The sequence below is a fragment of the Enterobacter sp. UPMP701 genome, from assembly GCF_053709515.1.
On record NZ_JBSKJN010000007.1, the window covers coordinates 142894 to 164586 of the forward strand.

Consider the following 21693-nt stretch of genomic DNA (forward strand, 5'->3'; position numbering starts at 1 on the left):
AAGAGAAGGCAGCTCAGGCTGCCTTTTTTTATTTCGACTATTTTTACTCTCTCCGGGAAATGACGCATCCGCCACTCCATTAATAGACTGACGCTGCCTTGCTCTATTCTAATTAATGGATGATGAATGAAACTCTTTAAAATTGCGCTGGCGGTTACCACATTAACGGTTGCGTCTTCCGCACTTGCACACGGATATATAGAATCCCCCGCCAGCCGCGCTTATATGTGTAAGCTCGGCCAGAATATTGACTGTGGCTCTGTACAATATGAACCGCAGAGCGTAGAAAAGACCTCCGGTTTCCCGTCGGGCGCGATGCCGCCTGACGGCCAGCTTGCCAGCGCCGGTATTGCCAGCTACTCCCAGCTTGATAAGCAGAGCCTGAAAGCCTGGACCAAAAACCCCATGACGGCAGGCCCGCATGAATTTGTCTGGCACCATACCGCGCCGCATAAAACCACCAACTGGCGTTATTACATTACCAAACAAAACTGGGACCCCAATAAACCGCTGACCCGTGACCAGTTCGAATTAACGCCGTTCTGTACTATTAACGGAAATGGTCAGGCACCGGCCATGACAAAATCCATGACCTGTAATGTCCCGGAACGTACGGGCTACCAGGTTATTTATGGCGTGTGGGAAATTGCGGATACCGCAAACAGTTTCTATCAGGCCATTGACGTTGATTTCGGTAACGGCGGCAACGTCACGCCGGACGACACCCCAGCGGTGATATCCCAGTGGAGTAAAACCCTGAGCGGACAGATTGCCGGGAATAACCTGAACACGGGCGATAAAGTGATTGCACGCTTCTTCGACGCCAACGGGGAAGTTGCCGCCCTGCGTACCGAGCTGACCATCGGCTCCGTTGCTCAGGGGGATGCGAACCAGTGGTCCTACGATCTGGCGCAGAAGATCAACGCCGCGCACAGCGATGTGCGTGTCGGGGTGAAGGATGAAGCGGGCGAAATTAGCCCGGTTCACGGCGCGAACAGCGTCTTCGTCAAAGACGGCAGCGCCCTCCAGTCCGTTGCGATTTCGTACGAAGAGCAGAAGGCGGAAGTGAATGAAACCATCGCGGTTTCTAACCTGCACTACAGCAAAATCGAGAATGGCAAGGCGACCGTCACCTTCCACGTGAACACCAAAGGCGACGTGAACGTTGAAGCGCACGTGATGAACCACAGCGGTGCGGAAAAGGGGTATCTGAAGCAGGAGATGAATAACGCCAGCCAGGACGTGACCATGACCCTGACTGACGTCACGGCGGGGCACCATATGCTGAAATACTACGCCACTAACAAAGACGGCACCCTGTTCGCGCAGGACGTGCTGGATCTGATGCTGGAAAGCGACGCGACGGACAGCAACGGCCCGCATGACTTTATCTTCCCGGATAACGTCGCGTCCTACAAAGCGGGCACCGTAGTGCTACAGCCGAAAGACGGTAAGACCTACGAATGTAGGCCTGTCCCGTTCAGCGGCTACTGCGTGCAGTACAGCCCAACCGCAAACCAGTTTGAACCAGGCGTGGGCACGCACTGGAGAGAGGCGTGGGTGTTGAAGAACTGAGTGGTCTGATTCCCTCACCCTAACCCTCTCCCACAGGGAGAGGGAACCGATCGAGCCCCTCGCCCCTATGGGGAGAGGGGTTGGGGTGAGGGGATATTTGTTACTGATTCCGCGTCGCCCTAAGCAGCGTCTCCAGCGGATATACCGCCGCAATCACCACCTCGTCCTGAACCTTCGCCGCGTTATCCAGTTCGCTCTGAATCGAGGCGATCTCTTTGTCATCCAGCGTCCCCTGACGCGCCACCAGATCCGTCAGCCGCAGGCCAATCGACGAAAGCTTGTCGACTTCCTGAATCACCGGCTTGATCGCCTTCAGCTGATAGCTGTTTTCGCTTAGCGCCAGCGCGTCGCTGGTATTGTTCTGCCAGCGATTAAAGACGTGGCGCAGCGCATCGGCGCTTTCCGTGTCTTCCGCGTCGCTCACCAGGCGGTCCGCCCACTTGTGCATCTGGCGCACGGTGGCGCTTTCAGCGTTAAGCGCATCTGCAAGGCGATTAAGCGGCTCAAACTGATGGTAGTTTCCGGCCTGGAACTTCAGGTGCTGACGGGTGTAATACTGGGCCGGTTCAAGCGCCTGCGCGAGGATCTGCAGCGGCAGGGTGTCCGCATTGTTAGCAAGGCGCGTGAACTGCACCTGCTGCTGGGTATGCTGCTGCAACCCGACGGACACCGTCGACCAGCTGTCCATCGCCTGCAGGCGGGTGTACATGTTATCGACGTCGTTGACGTCCTTCGCGGACCACAGCCGCTCCGCTACCGCAAAGGCGCGCGGCCACAGGCGGATATCCAGCACCGGCGCGACCACGTTTTCCGCCCACAGCGCGGCTTCGCCGCCGAGCAGGTTGGCCTGATTCGCCACGTCCGGCACGACGGGCGGAATGCCTTTCGGCACCTCGTCCAGACGCGTGCCGCTGATTGGGTAGCGCGTATTTCCCACCAGGAAATAGCCAGAAAGCTTGTCGTTATCGACGGAGACCACCGGACGCGTTTCGCCCATCCAGGTGTCGACGGTAAAGGTCACCTGATTGTCGTCACGCCACTGAATGTTATCCACCGCGCGGCGGGATTTCCCGGCAAAATCAATGAATCCGCGCCAGCCGGCATCCCCTTTCACCAGCGTAAAGCTGCCTTCCACCGGCTTGCCTTTCAGACGCGGCATGGAGAAGGCCCAGCTCTGGACGCTGTCGGTGTCCGCTATCACATCCACGCCGTTTAAGCCCTGCGGGACGATTTCATTCCGGTAGTGGTAAGCGGTGGATTGTGGCTGGTCGAGGTAGAAACCGGTGGAGAGAATGCCCTTATAGCCGTTCTGCGCCACCTGTCCCAGCGCGTCCTGCCCCTGCCAGGACTGGATCAAAATGCTTTTCGGCAGATCGGGATGGTAAATCTCGTCCCAGCCGACCATCTGCCGGTGGTGCTTCTCGAGGATCGTCTCCAGCTTGCGGTTGAAATACGCCTGCAGCGCGTGGCTATCCGCCAGCCTGTTATCGTGCATGAAATTCTGGATCGCCGCGTTCGCTTTCCACTGGCTGTCGTCTACCTCATCTCCGCCGATATGCAGATACGGATCGGGGAAGATCGCCGCCAGTTCGCTGACCATTGCGTCGGCAAAGGCGTAGGTTGCGTCTTTTGTCGGATCCAGCACCGGCTTCAGCACGCCCCAGTGGCGCTCCATTGCGTACGGCCCCGGCGCGCTCATCAGCTCCGGGTAGGCGACGGCAATCGCCGAGGCGTGGCCCGGCATGTCGATCTCCGGCACCACGCGAATGCCGCGCCCGGTAGCGTATCGCACCACCTCGCGCATCTGCTCTGGCGTGTAGAACAGCCCGTCGCTGGCAAGCTGGGTCAGCTTAGGGTAGCGCTTCGAGCTGAAGCGCCAGCCCTGATCGTCGGTCAGGTGCCAGTGCAGGACGTTGAGTTTTGCCGCGGCCATGCCGTCGATCTGGCGTTTAATATCCGGCAGCGGGATAAAGTGGCGCGCCGAATCGAGCAGCAGCCCGCGCCACGCGAAGCGCGGCGAATCTTCGATGGTGACCCACGGCAGCGAGGTGTTTTCCGCCCCGTTCTGCATCAGCTGGAGCAGGGTTTCCATGGCGCGCAGCGCGCCAAAGCGGGTGTTGGCGGAGATGTTTACGCCGTTGGCATCCACCGTGAGCTTGTAGCTCTCATCGCTGTCCGGCAGCGGCTGCGGCTTCACCTTTTTAGCAATGGCGATGCGGATGGTCGGTTTATCCGGTTGTTCGGCCTGCGGCTGGAGCGTCCAGCCGGTTTGCAGGGCGATGCGCTGACGCAGGCGGTTGACGGCGTCGCCCAGATCGTCCCCGCTGACGCTGATGGAAATTTTATCGTTAAGCACCAACGCGCCCTGGGTTGTCGGGCGTTCAACCTTGGCAGGCCAGGGCATCAAAGGGAGATCGCCTGCCGGGGCGGCAAAGGCAGAAGCGCCGAGCATCAGCCCGGCGGTTAAGAGACTGTACCGTAACATGAATGTTCCTTATCTGACGGGCCAAATATACCCGTCATACTTCAAGTTGCCTGTGCGTTGGCTGCACTCGTTCACCCCGGTCACTTACTTATGTAAGCTCCCGGGGATTCACTCCCTTGCCGCCTTCATGCAACTCGAATTATTTAGGGTATAAAGGCAAAACATTCTGTTAACATGCGCTCAATTTGTCGTCAAGCGAATGCGCCGACGGAGATCACAGGTTGTTGAATTTGGGAGGAAAGCCACGCCCCTCTCCCCGGCCCTCTCCCCAAAGGGGCGAGGGTGAAAGGCGGCACCGAGCGGTCCCCTCTCCCTTCCAGGGAGAGGGTTAGGGTGAGGGTAAAGGTATGTTTTTACTGCCACCCATACCGACGCGCATAGAACCCTTTCACCATCTGCGTCAGCACCATATAGCCCGCGAGGATCGCCACCAGCCACGGGAAGTAGCTCAGCGGCAGCGCCTGCAGCTGCAGATAACTTGCCAGCGGCGAGAACGGCAGCGCGATGCCCAGCGCCATCACAATGCCCGTCATCACAATCAGCGGCCAGGCGGCACGGCTCTGGATGAACGGAATGCGGCGCGTGCGGATCATATGCACAATCAGCGTTTGCGACAGCAGCCCCACCACGAACCAGCCGGACTGGAACAGCGTCTGGTGTTCCGGCGTGTTGGCGTGGAACACAAACCACATCAGGCAGAAGGTCAGAATGTCAAAGATGGAGCTGATCGGCCCAAAGAACAGCATAAAGCGCCCCAGATCGGCGGGGTTCCAGCGCTGCGGCTTTTGGATCTGCTCGTCGTCAACGTTATCAAACGGGATCGCCACCTGAGAGACATCGTACATCAGGTTCTGGATCAGCAGATGCAGCGGCAGCATCGGCAGGAACGGCAGAAACGCGCTCGCCACCAGTACGCTGAAAACGTTACCGAAGTTGGAGCTGGCGGTCATTTTGATGTACTTGAGCATGTTGGCAAAGGTGCGACGCCCTTCGATCACGCCCTCCTCCAGCACCATCAGGCTCTTCTCCAGCAGGATGATATCCGCCGCTTCACGGGCGATATCCACCGCGCCGTCCACGGAGATACCAATGTCCGCCGCACGCAGCGCAGGTGCGTCGTTGATGCCGTCGCCCATAAAGCCGACCACGTGCCCTTCACGACGCAGCAGGGTAACAATGCGTTCTTTGTGCATCGGCGTCAGGCGGGCAAACAGCGTCGTGCGCTGGGCAAGCTGCGCCAGTTCGTCGTCAGAGAGATGTTCAATGTCGCTCCCCACCACCACATCGCCCGCGTCCAGCCCCACTTCGTGACACACTTTAGCGGCCACCAGCTCGCTGTCGCCGGTGAGGATTTTGACGGTGATGCCGCTCGACTTGAGCGCTTTTAAAGCCGGCGCGGTGGTCTCTTTCGGCGGATCGAGGAATGCGATGTAACCCTCAAGGATCAAATCGGATTCGTCGATACGCTGATAGTCCCCCTCCCGCGCGGGCAGGAACTTGCTGGCTACCGCCACGACGCGCAGCCCCTGACGGTTCAGGTTATCGGTCACGCGCTTGATGCGGCGCAGCATGGTCTCGTCCAGCGGCACAATCTCACCGTTATAGCGAACCTGCGTCGACACGTTGAGGATCTCCTGCAGCGCGCCTTTGCAGATCAGCTGATGCACGTCCGTCTGCTCGCTCACCACCACCGACATGCGGCGGCGCTCGAAGTCGAACGGGATTTCGTCCACCTTCTGCCAGCGGCCGGAGAGCGTGCGGGCAGACTCCTCATCCACCCCTTCCAGCACCGCCACGTCGAGCAGGTTTTTCAGCCCGGTCTGGTAGTGGCTGTTGAGCCACGCGCTGTGCAGTACGCGCTCGCTGGTTTTACCGGCGATATCGGTGTGGTTCTCCAGCACGATTTTATCCTGCGTCAGGGTGCCGGTTTTATCGGTGCAGAGAATATCCATCGCACCGAAGTTCTGGATGGCGTCGAGGTGTTTGACGATCACTTTCTGTTTAGAGAGCTTCACCGCCCCGCGCGCCAGCGTGGAGGTAACAATCATCGGCAGCATTTCCGGCGTTAAGCCAACGGCCACGGAGAGCGCAAACAGCGCCGCCTCCCACCAGTCGCCTTTGGTGTAGCCGTTGATCAGCAGCACGATTGGCGTCATCACCATCATAAAGCGGATCAGCAGCATGCTGACGCGGCCAATCCCTTTCTGGAAGGCGTTCGGCTCGCTCTCCTGCTCGCTAACGCGCCCGGCAAGCTGTCCAAACCAGGTGTTGCCCCCGGTGGCGGTGACAATCGCCTGCGCGGTGCCGCTCACGACCGTGGTGCCCATAAAGCACAGGGTGTCGCACTCGAGCGGATTCATCTGCTGCGGGTCGCGGCTGCGCGCCACCTTTTCAACAGGCAGGGATTCCCCGGTCAGGGAAGCCTGCGCCACGAACAGATCACGCGCCTGAATGATGCGTAAATCCGCCGGGATCATGTCTCCCGCCGCCAGCTTCACCAGATCGCCCGGCACCAGCTGGTCGATGGGCAGCTCCACCCAGGCGTTTTCGCCGAGATCGTTAATCACGCGCGAGACGGTGGCGGTGTTGCTGACCATCGCTTTCAGCGCATCCGCCGCTTTGGTGGAGCGGGCTTCCTGAATGAAGTTCAGCAGCGTGGAGATGCCGACCATCAGGGCGATCACGCCTGCGGCGAAAAGATCTTCCGTCGCGTAGGAGATGATGCCGAGCACCGTCAGCAGCAGGTTGAACGGGTTGCGGTAGCAGAGCCACAGGTGCACCCACCACGGAGAGGGCTTTTGCGCCGGGATCTGGTTATCGCCGTGCACGGCGCGGATTTTTTCCACTTCAGACGCGTTCAGCCCTTCCGGATGACCGCCAAAGGCGCGCCAGATTTCGTTTTCATCCATCGCCGCCACGTTCAGGCAGCGTTCGGTCAGGGACGCGGGGAGCGCCGCCCCCGCCATGTTTTTGGCATTGGGCAGCGGGTCGCGCTGAACAAGACGGTGTGGCAGGTGGCGGCTCAGCAGCGCCTGCAGCTGCCGGGTGATATTTTTAAACATAGACATTCCTCCGCATCCGCCAGGGCGGACGCAGCATTCCCTTCAGGCGTGGCAAAGCCGTACCTGTCAGGCACTCAATTTTTCAAGCAGGAACGTTTGGGACGTTGCTGCCTCACATTACCGGTGAGACAGCAAAAGCTGGCTTACCGGAAAGAACGTGTTCTCCCATTCAGGAGAGGTGTGGGATCGGGATCCATAAAGCCTCCGGTAAGTAAAAAAACAGGGTGTCGCCGCGCAGTATAAGGATTTAAGCGTACCCTTTGTGACGATTCGGGCGGTATTATACGCGCCTGCAAATAAACAGTACGTAAACCAGACTTTGCCCATAGCGAAATCGCGCTATAGCATTAGGCTCAATTGACCATTTTGTCGTTGTTACAGGGAAAACAGCATGCAGAACCGCCTTACGATTAAAGACATCGCGCGTTTAAGCGGCGTGGGGAAATCCACCGTGTCACGCGTGCTGAACAACGAAAGTGGTGTCAGCGAACGCACCCGCGAGCGCGTTGAGGCGGTTATGAATCAGCACGGTTTTTCCCCTTCCCGCTCCGCACGCGCCATGCGCGGGCAGAGCGATAAAGTGGTCGCGATCATTGTCTCGCGTCTGGATTCGCTCTCAGAGAACCTCGCCGTGCAGACCATGCTGCCCGCCTTCTATGAACAGGGTTACGATCCGATCATGATGGAGAGCCAGTTCTCGCCACAGCTGGTGGAAGAGCATCTCGGCATGCTCCAGCGGCGCAATATTGACGGCGTGGTGCTGTTTGGTTTTACCGGCATTAACGAGGAGATGCTGAAACCCTGGCAGCCGTCTCTGGTGCTGCTGGCGCGCGATGCCAGCGGGTTTGCCTCCGTCTGTTATGACGACGAGGGCGCGATTATCACCCTGATGCAGCGTCTGTACGAAGACGGCCACCGCCACATCAGCTATCTGGGCGTGCCGCACGCGGACGTCACCACCGGCAAGCGTCGCCATGAGGCCTACCTTACCTTTTGCAAAAAGCACAATCTCTCCGCCGTGGCCTCCCTGCCGGGGCTCGGCATGAAGCAGGGCTACGAGCAGGTCGCCAGCGTCCTGACGCCGCAGACGACCGCGCTGGTGTGCGCCACGGATACCCTTGCGCTCGGCGCGAGCAAATATCTGCAGGAGCAGCGTATCGATAATCTGCAGGTGGCAAGCGTCGGCAGCACGCCGCTGATGAAGTTTTTGCACCCGGAGATCATCACCGTTGACCCGGGCTACGCGGAGTCCGGCAGACAGGCCGCTGCGCAGCTGATCGAGCAGATCAACGGGCGGAGCGAGCCGCGTCAGATCGTGATTCCCGCCCATCTCTCATAACCCCCCTGAATTGTTTATTGTGATCTTCGCCCGATTTCGGGAACGTTCCCATTTTCGCCGTCACGCTGAAGGAGTAGGCTTGCGCTCAGGTCATTACACCCCCCTCAACATCTGTCATGAGGTTTCATGATGAGTAAAGTCAAACAAGCAGATATCGATCAGTTGATCGTCCTGGTCGGCGGCCGCGAAAACATCGCCACCGTCAGCCATTGCATTACCCGCCTGCGCTTCGTGCTGAACGATCCGGCCAAAGCCAACCCGAAGGCCATTGAAGAGCTTTCGATGGTTAAAGGCTGCTTCACCAACGCCGGACAGTTCCAGGTGGTGATTGGTACCGAAGTGGGCGATTACTATCAGGCTCTGCTGGCGACTACCGGGCACTCCTCCGCCGATAAAGAGCAGGCGAAGAAGGCCGCGCGCCAGAATATGAAGTGGCATGAGCAGCTGATCTCCCACTTTGCGGAGATCTTCTTCCCGCTGCTGCCGGCGCTGATCAGCGGAGGCTTAATTTTAGGCTTCCGTAACGTCATCGGCGATGTGCCGATGAGCGACGGCAAAACGCTGGCGCAGATGTACCCGGCGCTGCAAAGCATCTATGACTTCCTGTGGCTGATTGGCGAAGCGATCTTCTTCTATCTGCCGGTCGGGATTTGCTGGTCCGCGGTACGCAAGATGGGCGGTACGCCGATTCTCGGTATCGTACTGGGCGTCACGCTGGTCTCTCCGCAGTTAATGAACGCTTACTTACTTGGTCAGCAGGTGCCTGAGGTGTGGAATTTCGGCCTGTTTACTATCGCCAAAGTGGGCTATCAGGCGCAGGTCATTCCGGCACTGCTGGCCGGTCTGACGCTGGGCTTTATTGAAACGCGCCTGAAACGCATCGTGCCGGATTACCTCTATCTGGTGGTGGTGCCGGTTTGCTCGCTGATCCTGGCGGTGTTCCTGGCGCACGCCTTTATCGGTCCGTTTGGCCGCATGATTGGCGACGGCGTGGCCTTCGCGGTGCGTCACCTGATGACCGGCAGCTTCGCGCCAATCGGTGCCGCGCTGTTTGGCTTCCTGTACGCCCCGCTGGTGATCACCGGCGTGCACCAGACCACGCTGGCCATTGATATGCAGATGATCCAAAGCCTCGGCGGCACGCCGGTCTGGCCGATTATCGCCCTCTCTAACATTGCCCAGGCGTCAGCGGTGACTGGCATCATTATCGTCAGCCGCAAGCACAACGAGCGTGAGATCTCCGTTCCGGCGGCCATCTCCGCCTACCTCGGCGTGACCGAACCGGCGATGTACGGTATCAACCTGAAATACCGCTTCCCGATGCTCTGCGCGATGATTGGCTCTGGTCTGGCGGGCCTGCTGTGCGGCCTGAACGGCGTGATGGCGAACGGGATTGGCGTCGGCGGCCTGCCGGGTATCCTCTCCATTCAGCCCTCATTCTGGCAGGTGTTTGCCCTGGCGATGGCGGTAGCGATTATCGTCCCCATGGCGCTCACCACCGTGGTTTACCAGCGTAAGTTCCGTCAGGGCACGCTGCAGATTGTTTAACTTCATCTTTCGGGGCGCAATTGCGCCCCTTCGCATTTGCAGGAACGCACTATGAATACCCTTCCTCACTGGTGGCAGAACGGTGTTATCTACCAGATTTACCCAAAGAGTTTTCAGGACACCACCGGCAGCGGCACCGGCGATCTGCGCGGCGTGACGCAGCGCCTGGACTACCTGAAAACCCTCGGCATTGACGCCATCTGGCTGACGCCGTTTTATATCTCCCCGCAGGTAGATAACGGCTACGACGTGGCGAATTACACCGCCATCGACCCGTCCTTTGGCACCCTGGATGATTTCGACGAACTGGTTACCGAAGCGCACGCGCGCGGCATTCGCATCGTGCTGGATATGGTGTTTAACCACACCTCCACGCAGCACGCCTGGTTCCGCGAGTCGCTGAATAAAGCGAGCCCGTACCGCCAGTTCTACATCTGGCGCGACGGCACGCCGGAGCAGCTCCCCAACAACTGGCGCTCCAAGTTTGGCGGCAACGCCTGGCGCTGGCACGCCGAGAGCGAGCAGTATTATCTGCACCTGTTCGCACCGGAGCAGGCGGATCTCAACTGGGAAAACCCGGCGGTGCGTGAAGAGCTGAAAAAGGTATGCGAGTTCTGGGCCGATCGCGGCGTGGACGGCTTGCGTCTGGACGTGATTAACCTGATTTCAAAAGATCAGGATTTCCCGGACGACAGCATCGGCGACGGCCGCCGCTTCTACACGGACGGGCCGCGCGTTCACGAATATCTGCAGGAGATGAGCCGCGACGTCTTCACCCCGCGCAACCTGATGACGGTAGGCGAGATGTCCTCAACCTCGCTGGAGAATTGCCAGCAGTACGCGTCGCTCGACGGGCGCGAGCTGTCGATGACCTTTAACTTCCACCACCTCAAGGTGGACTACCCCGGCGGTGAAAAATGGACGAAGGCGAAGCCGGACTTCGTGGCGCTGAAAACCCTTTTCCGCCACTGGCAGCAAGGGATGCACAACAAAGCCTGGAACGCGCTGTTCTGGTGTAACCACGACCAGCCGCGCATCGTGTCACGCTTTGGCGACGAAGGGGAACACCGCGTGGCCGCCGCAAAGATGCTCGGTATGGTGCTGCACGGCATGCAGGGCACGCCGTATATCTATCAGGGTGAAGAGCTGGGCATGACCAACCCGCACTTTAACCGCATCACCGACTATCGCGACGTAGAAAGCCTGAACATGTTCGCCGAACTGCGGGCAAACGGCCGCGAACCGGATGAGTTACTGGCGATTCTGGCGAGTAAATCCCGCGATAACGGGCGAACCCCAATGCAGTGGGACGCCTCACACAATGCGGGCTTTACCGAGGGAGAGCCGTGGATTGGCGTTTGCGATAACTACGAAACCGTGAACGCCCGCGCGGCGCTGGACAACCCGGATTCGGTGTTCTACACCTATCAGTCGCTGATCAGCCTGCGTAAAACCCTGCCGGTGCTGACATGGGGGGATTACGACGATCTGCTGCCGGAACATCCTTCCCTGTGGTGCTATCGCCGCCAGTGGCAGGGGCAAACGCTGATAGTCGTGGCGAACCTGAGCCGCGAGCGCCAGCAGTGGCAGCCGGACCCGGTACAGGGAACATGGCGGGTTGCACTCAGCAACTATGAGGACGTTCCTCCCAGCCCCGATACGCTGCTATTGCGCCCGTTTGAAGCCATCTGGTGGGTGCAGGAATAAACATCAGGAGATACAGCGTGCTGTATCTCTTTTTTTTATGTTTAGCGATACGCTAAATGTACGACGATAACTTTTACAACATGCCGCACCCAAAATAAAAATAGCCTGCCAATTAAATAACCTCGGCAGGATATTATGAAAAAGACAATTATTAAAGCAACGTGTATTAGCGCATTATTATTGAGCACACAGGGATGGTGCGGGAATACATCCGTCGACCTTCGCTTTGGTCATAATACGCGCTCGGACGTAAATGATTCTCGTATTAAGGTCATGCACCAGGCAGACAACGGTTTTTACTTCTCCGTTGAAGCCGCACAAAACCACAACGACACCTTTTTTGGTGATACCGACCGATATAATCCAGACGACAAGGGGTTAACGGAAGCGGCGCAGGAGATCGAAACGCGCTGGCGCTTCGATCTGGGCAATGGCTTCGCCGTTGCGCCTGGCATGGTGACGGTTTTCACCGCCAGCAACACTCACTACCGCCCCTTCATTCAGGGCTGGAAAGCGTTTGATAACGGTCTGAATCTCTCCGCCCGTTACCGTTATAACACCGTCAATGACGCGCACAGCGACAAAGAACTCGACGGCAGCGGCTACACCCGCCGTCAGTCACACCAGTTCGACATTTGGTTCGCGTATAACATTGGCAAATTCGGAATGTCCTACAACCCGCGCTTCCGCTGGCAGGATAATGTCGATCAGGGAACCGGAGATGACACCTACTGGGAACATACCGTCGCGTTCAACTACAAGCTCGACGATGGCTGGACGCCATACGTCGAACTGGTCTCGCTGGATAAAACCTATATCAACGATGACGGCAACCATGAAAATGATTATGCCGTACGTCTGGGGATAGTGAAGCAGCTCTGACGGCCTGACTACACCGTATCGTGCTGCAGCAACCTGCAGCCGATACGGTCCACAGCGCTTAACAGTTCAAGCTGCCCTTCCCGCTGATACAGCGAAACCGCATTAATGTCGATCGTTAACGGCCAGCATAGCGTTGAGATCGACGCCAGTGTCGACCCCTGGCGGGTAATCGCAATAATCTTTAACCCTTTGCGCAGCGCGTTACGCGCCATTTCAACCAGCGACTGGGTCTCCCCGGATTTACTGATCAGCACCAGCGTCCCCTTCGATACCCGTGTCAGCTGGTGCATATCATTCAAAATAAGATGCGGCAGGCTCGCCAGCGATAAAAAGCGCGACAGGTAGTTGAGGCTGGTGAGCGAGGCTCCCCGTGCGTACAGATAGATATGGCTGGAATGGATGAGCAGCCTGGAGACTTCCGCCACGATATCGTCCGCCTGCAGCCCTGCGTCGGGGGCGGCAGGTGCAGGTGTAAAATGATCGCGCAAAAAACGATACCGAAGCTCGGTATAGCTTTTATAGCCCATTTTTTTACACACACGATTAACGGATGTTGTCGTTGTAAAGGTATCACGGGCAATCTCTTTTGCCGATATATTAGAAATATTACCCGCGTGATGCTGAATGTATTCAAATATCAAACGTTCACTTCCCTGGAATGAATTCATCTGTTACGCCCTGTTTAATCCCGAAATGATATTAACACCACAGAAAAATAGTCTCTGGAAGGCGCTTCACACATTGCATTTACGCGTATCACGATACGTAATTAGTATTAGCAAACATTAAAAACTGTTTTAGGTTCTCTTTATACTTTCCCTGTTTTCACATCCAGGGAATTATAACAATGACGAAACAAAAAGTTGTCGCGGTAACGGCCTGCCCGACAGGCATCGCCCACACCTTTATGGCGGCAAATAAAATTATTGCATGGGCTAAAGAGCACAATATCGAGGTAAAGGTCGAAACGCAGGGTAGCGACGGCGTCAAAAACCGCTTAACAAAGCAGGATATCGCCTCCGCCACGGCCATTATTCTGGCAACCGACGTTCCCATTCAGGATGCCGAGCGTTTTGAAAACATTCCTCACCTTCAGACCCGTACGCAAGAGCTGATCAAACATACCGATCGCTATCTGCGTCAGGCGCTGGCCATGGAAAAAAACGTCACCACTGTCGCCCACGAAGACGATCTCCCGCGTTCGGCTTACCAGATTTTTATTGGCCATATCATGGCGGCCATCAGCTATATGCTGCCGGTGGTGGTGATGGGCGGGCTGATGATGGCGACGGCCAAAATTACCGGCCAGTTTATTAACATCGAACATTCGCCGTTCAGCGTGCTGGATAAAGTGGGCTTTATGACCATCAAGTTCATGTATCCAGTCTTCGCTATGTATCTGGCATTTTCCATTGCCGGTAAGCCGGCGCTCATCCCCGGGCTTATCGGCGGCATCATGTCCGATGAAGTCTACAAGCGCTTCTTTGATATCGAAGGCTTTATGCCGTCCGGCTTTTTCGGCGCCATTGGCATTGGCTTTTTTGTGGGCTATCTGGTGCGCTGGCTTAATGATTCGATTCACGTCCGTCAGCAGTTGACCACCATTAAGACCATGCTGCTCGTCCCGCTGATCACCGGTATTACGCTGGTGATGGTCATGGAATACCTGATTAACCCCATTTTTGGCTCGCTAAACCAGCTGATGGTGGTCTTTTTTACCTCGGCAGGTGACACCGGGCGCGGGTTCTATTCCGCGATGATCGCCGCGGGCACCGCGTTCGACCTGGGTGGTCCAGTCAACAAGGCGGCAGGCTCAGTCGCGCTTGGTCTGAATGGCATGAGCGAGACGTTTGATTTAACCGCCCGTGAACTCTCCATCGTGATCCCCTCTATTGGTGTCGGCTTTGCCGCCTTCCTCAACGGCCGCTTTGGGTTACCGGATGTTTTCAGCCGGGAAGAGAAAACCGTCGGCAGCACCTCATTGCTGCTGGGCGTGATTGGGATCTCGGAAGGCGCGATCCCGTTCATCCTGAAAAATCCACGCCTGATCCCGGTGTTCATGACCGGCGCCGTCGCCGGTGCGCTGGTCGCCATTGCACTCGGCGTGAAGCAGACGCTGCCTCTGCCGGCTATCTGGGGCTGGCCGCTGGCAACCAACGTGGCGGGCTACCTGGCGAGCGTCGTTATTGGCGCACTGATTTGCGCTCTGGGCGTGCTTTATGTCAGCCCAAAGAATGCCAGATAAGGGGAGCGTCATGAATCAGATCCACGTCATTGCCCATACGCACTGGGATCAGGAGTGGTATTTCACTCGTCAGGACAGCATGGTGCTGGCGTCATATAACTTTGCGGACGTCATCGACACGCTGGAGCAGGACCCGGCTTACAGCTGCTATCACCTTGATGGACAGATGGCGGTGGTGGAGGATTTTCTCGCCATCAATCCCGATTATCGCACCCGGCTGGAAACGCTGGTCAGAGAGAAAAGGATTTTCGTGGGGCCGTGGTATACCCAGACGGACACCTACAACGTGCACGGCGAATCGATTATTCGCAACCTGAAATACGGCATCTTCGCTGCCCGTAAGCTGGGGCATGCCATGCGGGTTGGGTATCTTCCGGATACCTTCGGCCACAATGCGCAGATGCCCACGATTTTGCAGGGCTGCAATATCGACAATATCGTCTTCTGGCGCGGTATCGATCATGACAGGCACACCAACAGCAGCCAGTTTCTCTGGCGCGCGCCGTCAGGGGCGACCGTTATCGCCTGCGCGATGGCGCTCGGTTATGGCGCGGCGAAAAACATGCGTCCGGAGGCCTGCCATCTGCAGGGTAAAATCTACCCGATGGTCAATCTCCTGCGCTCGCGGGCCGGAATCAATGACCTGCTCCTGCCCTGCGGCGGCGATCAGGTCAGCATCGACCCGGCGCTGCCGAAAATCCTGCAGGTTGCCAGCGCACAGTCCCCTGATCACGACCAGTACGTTATAAGTTCACTGGAGCGCTACATCGGGATTCTGCGCGCGCAGCATGAACAGTTTGAACGCTGGGAAGGGGAGCTGAAATCGCCGCGCTACACCCGCATCCATAAAACGATCGGCTCCGTGCGCTACGACATCAAAAAGAAAAATGATGAAATTGAGCAGTTCATCCTGCGGCAACTGGAGCCGACAATTGCCATAGCGCGCCATCAGGGGATCCCGGTCAACCTCTCAGTGGTCGATACGCTCTGGAAAAAGCTGTTGCGAAGCCATGCCCACGACTCCATCGGCGGCTGCAACAGTGATGCCACCAACCGCGACATACTGCATCGGCTGGAACAAACCGAACAGCTGTGTCATAGCCTGTGGAATCTGGTGGTGAAAACCCTGGCCGCCGCCTGCGTTCGGGAAGGCGACCTGCTGATTTTCAACCCGCTGGCCACCCCAACGCAGCGCGTGGTAAAAACCACGCTTTATAGCCGCGCTGAAAATATCGCGCTGACGTATCAGGGGCAGCCCATCCCCTTCGACGTCCTGAAAAGAGACGAGTTGCCTGGCGGAACAGCAATCTCCCTTACCGCCGCGGGGGAATGTGAAACGCCCCTTCCCCCTTATTTCCGCTGGCAGATTGCTTTGCAAACCCCGGGTTTGCCGTCAGTCGGCTATCTTAGCGTTAGTGTTGAAGATAACCCTGCGCCGTTCCGCCAGCCTGAACCGATAAAGAGCGGTGAGATTGAGAATGCACATTACCGGCTGTCGCTGGACGCCGGAACGCTTACCCTGCGGGACAAACGCAGCGGCAGGCGTATTCCCTCTATCTTTACCTTTGAAGACTGCGCGGACGCGGGCGACAGCTACGATTTCTCGCCGCTTGCGGGCGACGCGCCGACGCGCTGTTCGCATTTCGCGCTCGTCGAGTGTCAGAAAACGCCGCTTGTCGAAAAGCTGGTCGTTGAGGCCACGATGCTTCTTCCGCAGGATCTCGCTGGCCGTCAGGAAAATACCCGAACGCCGCTATCTATTCGTCTGATGTGTGAATTACGCCATGACGATCCGAACCTGTATGTTGAGAGTACGCTGGAAAACAGTCACTGCGATCACCGGCTACGTGTACTGATCGGCAGCGATATTCACACCCGTCACGCTATCGCCTCACAGCCCTTCGCGATCATCCAGCGCGAAACGGGGTGTGCCGATGAAAACTGGCAGGAGCGCTATCGCGAGATGCCCGTGGATATCGAAACCACCGAAGGCATTATCGCTGTCGCGGAAACGGGCAAAGCGCTGATTGTGACCAGCCGTGGCATGAAAGAATTTCAGATTCTCGGCAGCGAACCGGCAACGATTGCCCTGACGATGTTTAAATCGACGGGCGTGCTCGGGCGCAGCGATCTCGACTGGCGACCGGGTCGGGCATCGGGCATTAATAATACGGTGGTTGAGACCCCCGATGCCCAGTTGCTAAAACCGCTGCACTTTTCATTCACCGTCGCGCTGGCCGACAATGCCGACCATCTCACGCTTCGCCAGCTGGAAAATCATGCGACCGGACAGCCCTTCACCTATCAACGGCAATCGTTACACACGCTCGATCACCGCCTTGAGCGCTTTGCGTTGCGTCTGCCCGAGCGCCAGCTTCCGCCACAATTCTCATTATTGAGCCTGCCAGAGCCGCTAATCCTTTCTGCCCTGCCCCATGCGCAGCAGTCGCGTGGCACGGTCGTCCGGGTGTTTAACGCCGGGACGCAGCCGGTTCCCGTCCCGGAAAGTCTGGCAGGGCTCTGTCAGATTAATTATCTGGAAGAGCTTGTGCAGCCGGTAACGGCAATTGCCCCTTCCGCGACCTGCGATTTTTTGATGGAGGCTTAACATGAACTTACTTGCATTGACGCATCCCGATCTGGTGTTTATCAACCCGCCACACCGTACGCCTGAAGCATTGATCCGCTGGCTCGCCGAACCGCTCGCCAGGCGAAAAATCATCAGCGATGAAGAAACGTTTATTCAGAGCGTGTTGCAACGCGAAAGTGAAGGCCCTACCGCGCTGGGTGAAGCGCTCGCCGTTCCGCACGGTAAAACCGGGGCAGTGCAGCAGGCGGCGTTTTGTCTGGCGCTCTTTGACGACCCGATACGCTGGCCGGGGCTGGACGGTGATGAAGAGGTGAGAATGGTTTTTCTGCTCGCCATTCCGCCCGCAGAAGCAGGCAGTACTCATATGCAACTGCTGACGACGCTGACCAGTTTATTGACGGAAGATCGGGTACGTGAACAGCTTGTGGCGGCGCGCACCCGGGAAGAGGCGATGTCCGCCCTGCATGCTGAAGAACCTCAAAAGCAGGAAGATGCCCCTGAACGCTCCCTACTCATCCCGGTGGTGCTGGGCAGTATCGCGATTGCCGCCTTTTTGCAGGCGGGATTGAGCTGGGTCTGCAGCGTGAGTTAAACAAGCAGCGCTCAGTACAGGCTGTGCTGAGCGCTTGTTTTTGTTGAATAATTAATCAACTTTTTTCATTCAGGTCTTTACAAAGGCTGAAGCGCCCGTCGTTTGTACTCTCGTCTTTTTACTTTGTTCTGCATCAAATAAATCGCAAACTTGTTTGATGCAAATCACTATATGTAGCACTTAAAATGCACGCCAACCCAACATCTTGTATTAATCGTCTACTATTCCTACAACAAGACGGCGAGCCAGCTCTCCGGAATTGTGGATAACCAATGTCGGGAACGAGGGAAGTAACTGGACTGGCTGAGGATACGCCTGGCGAATACTTCTCCGCCTCTGTGGATAACCTGTTTTTAAAAATGGAGTGATCATGACACCGCATGTGATGAAACGTGATGGCTGTAAAGTGCCGTTTAAATCAGAGCGCATCCAGGAAGCCATTCTGCGTGCAGCTAAAGCAGCGGGAGTCGATGACGCAGATTACTGCGCCACCGTCGCAGAAGTCGTTAGCAGCCAGATGAATGAACGCAGCCAGGTCGATATCAACGAGATCCAGACCGCGGTTGAAAACCAGCTGATGGCGGGGCCTTACAAGCAGTTAGCCCGCGCCTACATTGAGTACCGTCACGATCGTGACGTCCAGCGTGAGAAACGCGGTCGCCTGAACCAGGAGATCCGTGGTCTGGTGGAGCAGACCAACTCTGCTCTGCTCAACGAAAACGCCAACAAAGACAGCAAAGTGATCCCGACCCAGCGCGACCTGCTGGCCGGTATCGTCGCCAAACACTATGCCCGTCAACATCTGCTGCCGCGCGATGTGGTCTCAGCGCATGAGCGCGGTGAAATTCACTACCACGATCTCGACTATTCACCGTTCTTCCCGATGTTCAACTGTATGCTGATCGACCTGAAAGGCATGCTGACCCACGGTTTTAAAATGGGTAACGCCGAGATTGAACCGCCTAAGTCGATCTCCACGGCGACAGCGGTGACGGCACAAATCATCGCTCAGGTGGCGAGCCACATCTATGGCGGCACCACCATTAACCGCATTGATGAAGTACTGGCCCCGTTTGTGACGGCAAGCTTCAACAAGCACCGTAAAACCGCCGAAGAGTGGCAGATCCCGGACGCGGACGGCTATGCGCACTCCCGCACCGAGAAAGAGTGCTACGACGCGTTCCAGTCGCTGGAATATGAGGTGAACACGCTGCACACCGCCAACGGGCAGACGCCATTTGTGACCTTCGGTTTTGGTCTGGGCACCAGCTGGGAATCACGCCTGATCCAGCAGTCCATCCTGCGCAACCGCATTTCCGGCCTTGGTAAAAACCGTAAAACGGCGGTGTTCCCGAAACTGGTGTTCGCCATCCGCGACGGCCTGAACCACAAATTTGGCGATCCGAACTACGACATCAAACAGCTGGCGCTGGAGTGCGCGAGCAAGCGCATGTATCCGGACATCCTGAACTACGATCAGGTCGTCAAAGTGACCGGCTCGTTTAAAACGCCAATGGGCTGCCGCAGCTTCCTCGGCGTATACGAAGATGAAAACGGCGAGCAGATCCACGACGGGCGTAATAACCTGGGCGTGATCAGCCTGAACCTGCCGCGCATCGCGCTGGAGGCAAAAGGTAATGAAGCTGAATTCTGGAAGCTGCTGGATGAACGCCTGCAGCTGGCACGTAAGGCGCTGATGACCCGTATTGCTCGCCTTGAAGGGGTCAAAGCCCGCGTCGCGCCAATCCTTTATATGGAAGGGGCCTGCGGCGTGCGCCTGAAGGCGGACGATGATGTGTCCGAGATTTTCAAAAACGGCCGCGCGTCGATTTCGCTGGGCTATATCGGCATCCACGAAACCATCAACGCCCTGTCTGGCGACGCGCATATGTACGACAGCGACGCCCTGCGTGAGAAAGGCATTGCGATTGTGCAGCGTCTGCGCGACGCGGTTGACCAGTGGAAAGAGGAAACCGGCTACGGGTTTAGCCTCTACAGCACGCCGAGCGAGAACCTGTGCGACCGCTTCTGCCGTCTGGACACCGCCGAGTTCGGCATCGTGGAAGGCGTGACCGACAAAGGGTATTACACCAACAGCTTCCACCTCGACGTGGAGAAAAAGGTTAACCCGTACGACAAGATCGACTTCGAAGCGGCATATCCACCGATCGCCAGCGGCGGGTTCATCTGCTACGGCGAATACCCGAACATTCAGCACAACCTGAAGGCGCTGGAGGACGTGTGGGATTACAGCTATCAGCACGTGCCGTATTACGGGACCAACACGCCCATCGACGAATGCTACGAGTGTGGCTTTACCGGTGAGTTCGAGTGTACGAGCAAAGGCTTTACCTGCCCGAAATGCGGCAACCACGATGCGGCTCGCGTCTCCGTCACCCGCCGTGTGTGCGGCTATCTCGGCAGCCCGGATGCCCGCCCGTTTAACGCTGGCAAGCAGGAAGAGGTGAAGCGCCGCGTGAAGCATTTGGGGAATGGGCAGATCGGTTAAGTTCTTCACCGAATTTTCCCCTCACCCTAACCCTCTCCCCATAGAGGAGAGGGGACTGCTCGGTGCGGCCTTTCCCCCTCTCCCCTATGGGGAGAGGGCGGGGTGAGGGGTAAGGGGATCAGGTTAACATTATGAATTTCCATCAGTACTACCCCGTCGACATTGTCAACGGACCCGGCACCCGCTGCACCCTGTTCGTCTCAGGCTGCGTCCACGAATGCCCTGGCTGCTACAACAAAAGCACCTGGCGTCTCAATTCCGGCATGCCATTTACCGCCGAAATGGAAGACCGAATCATCAACGACCTGAACGACACCCGCATCAAACGCCAGGGGATCTCGCTCTCCGGCGGCGACCCGCTCCATCCGCAAAACGTGCCGGATATCCTGAAGCTGGTGAAGCGCATTCGGGCAGAGTGTACGGGGAAAGATATCTGGGTCTGGACAGGCTACAGGCTGGAAGAGCTGAACGCGCAACAAATGGAAGTGGTGGATCTGATTAACGTCCTGGTCGACGGCAAGTTCGTGCAGGATCTAAAAGATCCTATGCTTATCTGGCGCGGCAGCAGCAACCAGGTTGTGCACCATCTGCGTTAAATACTAAAGCCGTTTGTTTGCATCATGATAAACGGCTGATTTCTCTCTCTTCCCAATGGCAATTACAATAACCAGCACCACTGCGTCCTGAACCTGATAGACCAGGCGATAGCCGGATGCTTTAAGTTTGATTTTGTAGCAATCAGGCAGGCCGTGCAAACGAGCTGATTCGATCCTGGGTTTTGCCAGCACGTCGGCAAGTTTTTTCTTAAACTGCGCTTTCACCGTATCGCCCAGCTTATGCCACTCCTTTAACGCCCTCGGGTCGAATTCCAGCTCATAAGTCATCCAGACTAACCTTAATACCCTTTTGTGGATGAGCCAGCCGCTCCCGGACTGTCTGTATCAGTTCATCTTCACTGTCGCTAATGGTGACCGTTTTTACCGGCATGCGTCCCGTCTCCGCGACGTACTGAAACAGTAATCGCACGGCTTCCGTTGGGGTGATATTGAGTTTTTCCAGCACGGCATAAGCCTCGTTTTTGAGTTTGTCATCCAGACGGACGTTCAGCGTGGCCATTATGCCTCCAGTAAAATCGAATGTGTAATGCAGTTTAGCATTA

At 57.1% G+C, this 21693-nt stretch carries 15 protein-coding genes; 10 read left to right on the plus strand and 5 right to left on the minus strand.

Annotated features, from left to right (window positions below; translation table 11 throughout):
• Positions 1-126: 126 nt before the first annotated feature.
• The gene (gbpA, locus tag ACWKXT_RS16200) at positions 127-1575 is read left to right on the plus strand and encodes an N-acetylglucosamine-binding protein GbpA (protein ID WP_454532905.1); all 1449 of its coding nucleotides are present in this window, start codon (positions 127-129) and stop codon (positions 1573-1575) included.
• Between the two features lie 100 nt (positions 1576-1675).
• On the opposite strand, the gene ACWKXT_RS16205 is transcribed toward gbpA, so the two are convergent.
• Together ACWKXT_RS16205 and mgtA are read right to left on the minus strand one after the other, a co-directional pair.
• Entirely contained in the window at positions 1676-4060 is a 2385-nt protein-coding gene (locus ACWKXT_RS16205) for a beta-N-acetylhexosaminidase (RefSeq protein ID WP_454532906.1), read from the minus strand.
• A gap of 353 nt (positions 4061-4413) precedes the next feature.
• A complete protein-coding gene (mgtA, locus tag ACWKXT_RS16210) occupies positions 4414-7122 on the minus strand; it encodes a magnesium-translocating P-type ATPase (protein ID WP_454532907.1) in 2709 nt (902 codons plus the stop codon).
• A 391-nt stretch (positions 7123-7513) separates the two neighbouring features.
• Here mgtA and treR point away from each other — a divergent pair, with 391 nt between their 5' ends.
• The 4 genes from treR to ACWKXT_RS16230 all read left to right on the plus strand — a co-directional run bounded on the left by treR (position 7514) and on the right by ACWKXT_RS16230 (position 12598).
• Entirely contained in the window at positions 7514-8461 is a 948-nt protein-coding gene (treR, locus tag ACWKXT_RS16215; RefSeq protein WP_454528678.1) for a trehalose operon repressor TreR, read from the plus strand.
• 129 nt (positions 8462-8590) lie between these two features.
• A complete protein-coding gene (treB, locus tag ACWKXT_RS16220) occupies positions 8591-10009 on the plus strand; it encodes a PTS trehalose transporter subunit IIBC (protein ID WP_454532931.1) in 1419 nt (472 codons plus the stop codon).
• Between the two features lie 51 nt (positions 10010-10060).
• Complete coding sequence (treC, locus tag ACWKXT_RS16225; protein ID WP_454532908.1) at positions 10061-11716, plus strand: alpha,alpha-phosphotrehalase; 1656 nt, start codon at positions 10061-10063, stop codon at positions 11714-11716.
• 135 nt (positions 11717-11851) lie between these two features.
• Positions 11852-12598: an oligogalacturonate-specific porin KdgM family protein gene (locus tag ACWKXT_RS16230; protein ID WP_454528674.1), complete on the plus strand. Its 747-nt coding sequence runs from the start codon at positions 11852-11854 to the stop codon at positions 12596-12598.
• Between the two features lie 8 nt (positions 12599-12606).
• Here the strand turns inward: ACWKXT_RS16230 and ACWKXT_RS16235 are convergent, their stop codons facing one another.
• On the minus strand, positions 12607-13266 hold the full coding sequence (locus ACWKXT_RS16235; RefSeq protein ID WP_454528673.1) for a MurR/RpiR family transcriptional regulator: 660 nt from the start codon (positions 13264-13266) through the stop codon (positions 12607-12609).
• A 179-nt stretch (positions 13267-13445) separates the two neighbouring features.
• Between ACWKXT_RS16235 and ACWKXT_RS16240 the strand changes: the two genes are divergently transcribed.
• The 5 genes from ACWKXT_RS16240 to nrdG all read left to right on the plus strand — a co-directional run bounded on the left by ACWKXT_RS16240 (position 13446) and on the right by nrdG (position 21130).
• Positions 13446-14843: a PTS fructose transporter subunit IIC gene (locus tag ACWKXT_RS16240; RefSeq protein ID WP_454532909.1), complete on the plus strand. Its 1398-nt coding sequence runs from the start codon at positions 13446-13448 to the stop codon at positions 14841-14843.
• A 10-nt stretch (positions 14844-14853) separates the two neighbouring features.
• Positions 14854-17451, plus strand: a complete 2598-nt coding sequence (locus ACWKXT_RS16245) for a glycoside hydrolase family 38 N-terminal domain-containing protein (RefSeq protein ID WP_454532910.1) — start codon at positions 14854-14856, stop codon at positions 17449-17451.
• Position 17452: 1 nt separating this feature from the next.
• Positions 17453-18025 (plus strand): fructose PTS transporter subunit IIA, encoded by a 573-nt coding sequence (locus tag ACWKXT_RS16250; RefSeq protein ID WP_454532911.1) that lies wholly within the window; start codon positions 17453-17455, stop codon positions 18023-18025.
• Positions 18026-18395: 370 nt separating this feature from the next.
• Positions 18396-20534, plus strand: a complete 2139-nt coding sequence (gene nrdD, locus ACWKXT_RS16255; RefSeq protein ID WP_454528669.1) for an anaerobic ribonucleoside-triphosphate reductase — start codon at positions 18396-18398, stop codon at positions 20532-20534.
• A 131-nt stretch (positions 20535-20665) separates the two neighbouring features.
• Entirely contained in the window at positions 20666-21130 is a 465-nt protein-coding gene (nrdG, locus tag ACWKXT_RS16260) for an anaerobic ribonucleoside-triphosphate reductase-activating protein (protein WP_454532912.1), read from the plus strand.
• A 3-nt stretch (positions 21131-21133) separates the two neighbouring features.
• Here nrdG and ACWKXT_RS16265 read toward each other — a convergent pair whose 3' ends face one another.
• Entirely contained in the window at positions 21134-21418 is a 285-nt protein-coding gene (locus ACWKXT_RS16265) for a type II toxin-antitoxin system RelE family toxin (protein ID WP_454528667.1), read from the minus strand.
• Positions 21408-21650 carry a type II toxin-antitoxin system RelB/DinJ family antitoxin gene (locus tag ACWKXT_RS16270; RefSeq protein WP_454528666.1) on the minus strand — a complete coding sequence of 81 codons (243 nt, stop codon included), beginning with the start codon at positions 21648-21650 and terminating at the stop codon, positions 21408-21410. The genes ACWKXT_RS16265 and ACWKXT_RS16270 overlap by 11 nt, the downstream gene beginning before the upstream one ends.
• Between the last annotated feature and the right edge of the window lie 43 nt (positions 21651-21693).

Bases quoted from the DNA above. Each gene is read 5' to 3' on its own strand.
- ACWKXT_RS16245 (WP_454532910.1), top strand. From the start codon at position 14,854: ATGAATCAGATCCACGTCATTGCCCATACGCACTGGGATCAGGAGTGG.
- ACWKXT_RS16235 (WP_454528673.1), bottom strand. From the start codon at position 13,266: ATGAATTCATTCCAGGGAAGTGAACGTTTGATATTTGAATACATTCAG.
- gbpA (WP_454532905.1), top strand. From the start codon at position 127: ATGAAACTCTTTAAAATTGCGCTGGCGGTTACCACATTAACGGTTGCG.
- nrdG (WP_454532912.1), top strand. From the start codon at position 20,666: ATGAATTTCCATCAGTACTACCCCGTCGACATTGTCAACGGACCCGGC.
- treB (WP_454532931.1), top strand. From the start codon at position 8,591: ATGAGTAAAGTCAAACAAGCAGATATCGATCAGTTGATCGTCCTGGTC.
- ACWKXT_RS16270 (WP_454528666.1), bottom strand. From the start codon at position 21,650: ATGGCCACGCTGAACGTCCGTCTGGATGACAAACTCAAAAACGAGGCT.
- ACWKXT_RS16230 (WP_454528674.1), top strand. From the start codon at position 11,852: ATGAAAAAGACAATTATTAAAGCAACGTGTATTAGCGCATTATTATTG.
- treR (WP_454528678.1), top strand. From the start codon at position 7,514: ATGCAGAACCGCCTTACGATTAAAGACATCGCGCGTTTAAGCGGCGTG.
- ACWKXT_RS16250 (WP_454532911.1), top strand. From the start codon at position 17,453: ATGAACTTACTTGCATTGACGCATCCCGATCTGGTGTTTATCAACCCG.
- mgtA (WP_454532907.1), bottom strand. From the start codon at position 7,122: ATGTTTAAAAATATCACCCGGCAGCTGCAGGCGCTGCTGAGCCGCCAC.
- ACWKXT_RS16205 (WP_454532906.1), bottom strand. From the start codon at position 4,060: ATGTTACGGTACAGTCTCTTAACCGCCGGGCTGATGCTCGGCGCTTCT.
- treC (WP_454532908.1), top strand. From the start codon at position 10,061: ATGAATACCCTTCCTCACTGGTGGCAGAACGGTGTTATCTACCAGATT.
- ACWKXT_RS16265 (WP_454528667.1), bottom strand. From the start codon at position 21,418: ATGACTTATGAGCTGGAATTCGACCCGAGGGCGTTAAAGGAGTGGCAT.
- nrdD (WP_454528669.1), top strand. From the start codon at position 18,396: ATGACACCGCATGTGATGAAACGTGATGGCTGTAAAGTGCCGTTTAAA.
- ACWKXT_RS16240 (WP_454532909.1), top strand. From the start codon at position 13,446: ATGACGAAACAAAAAGTTGTCGCGGTAACGGCCTGCCCGACAGGCATC.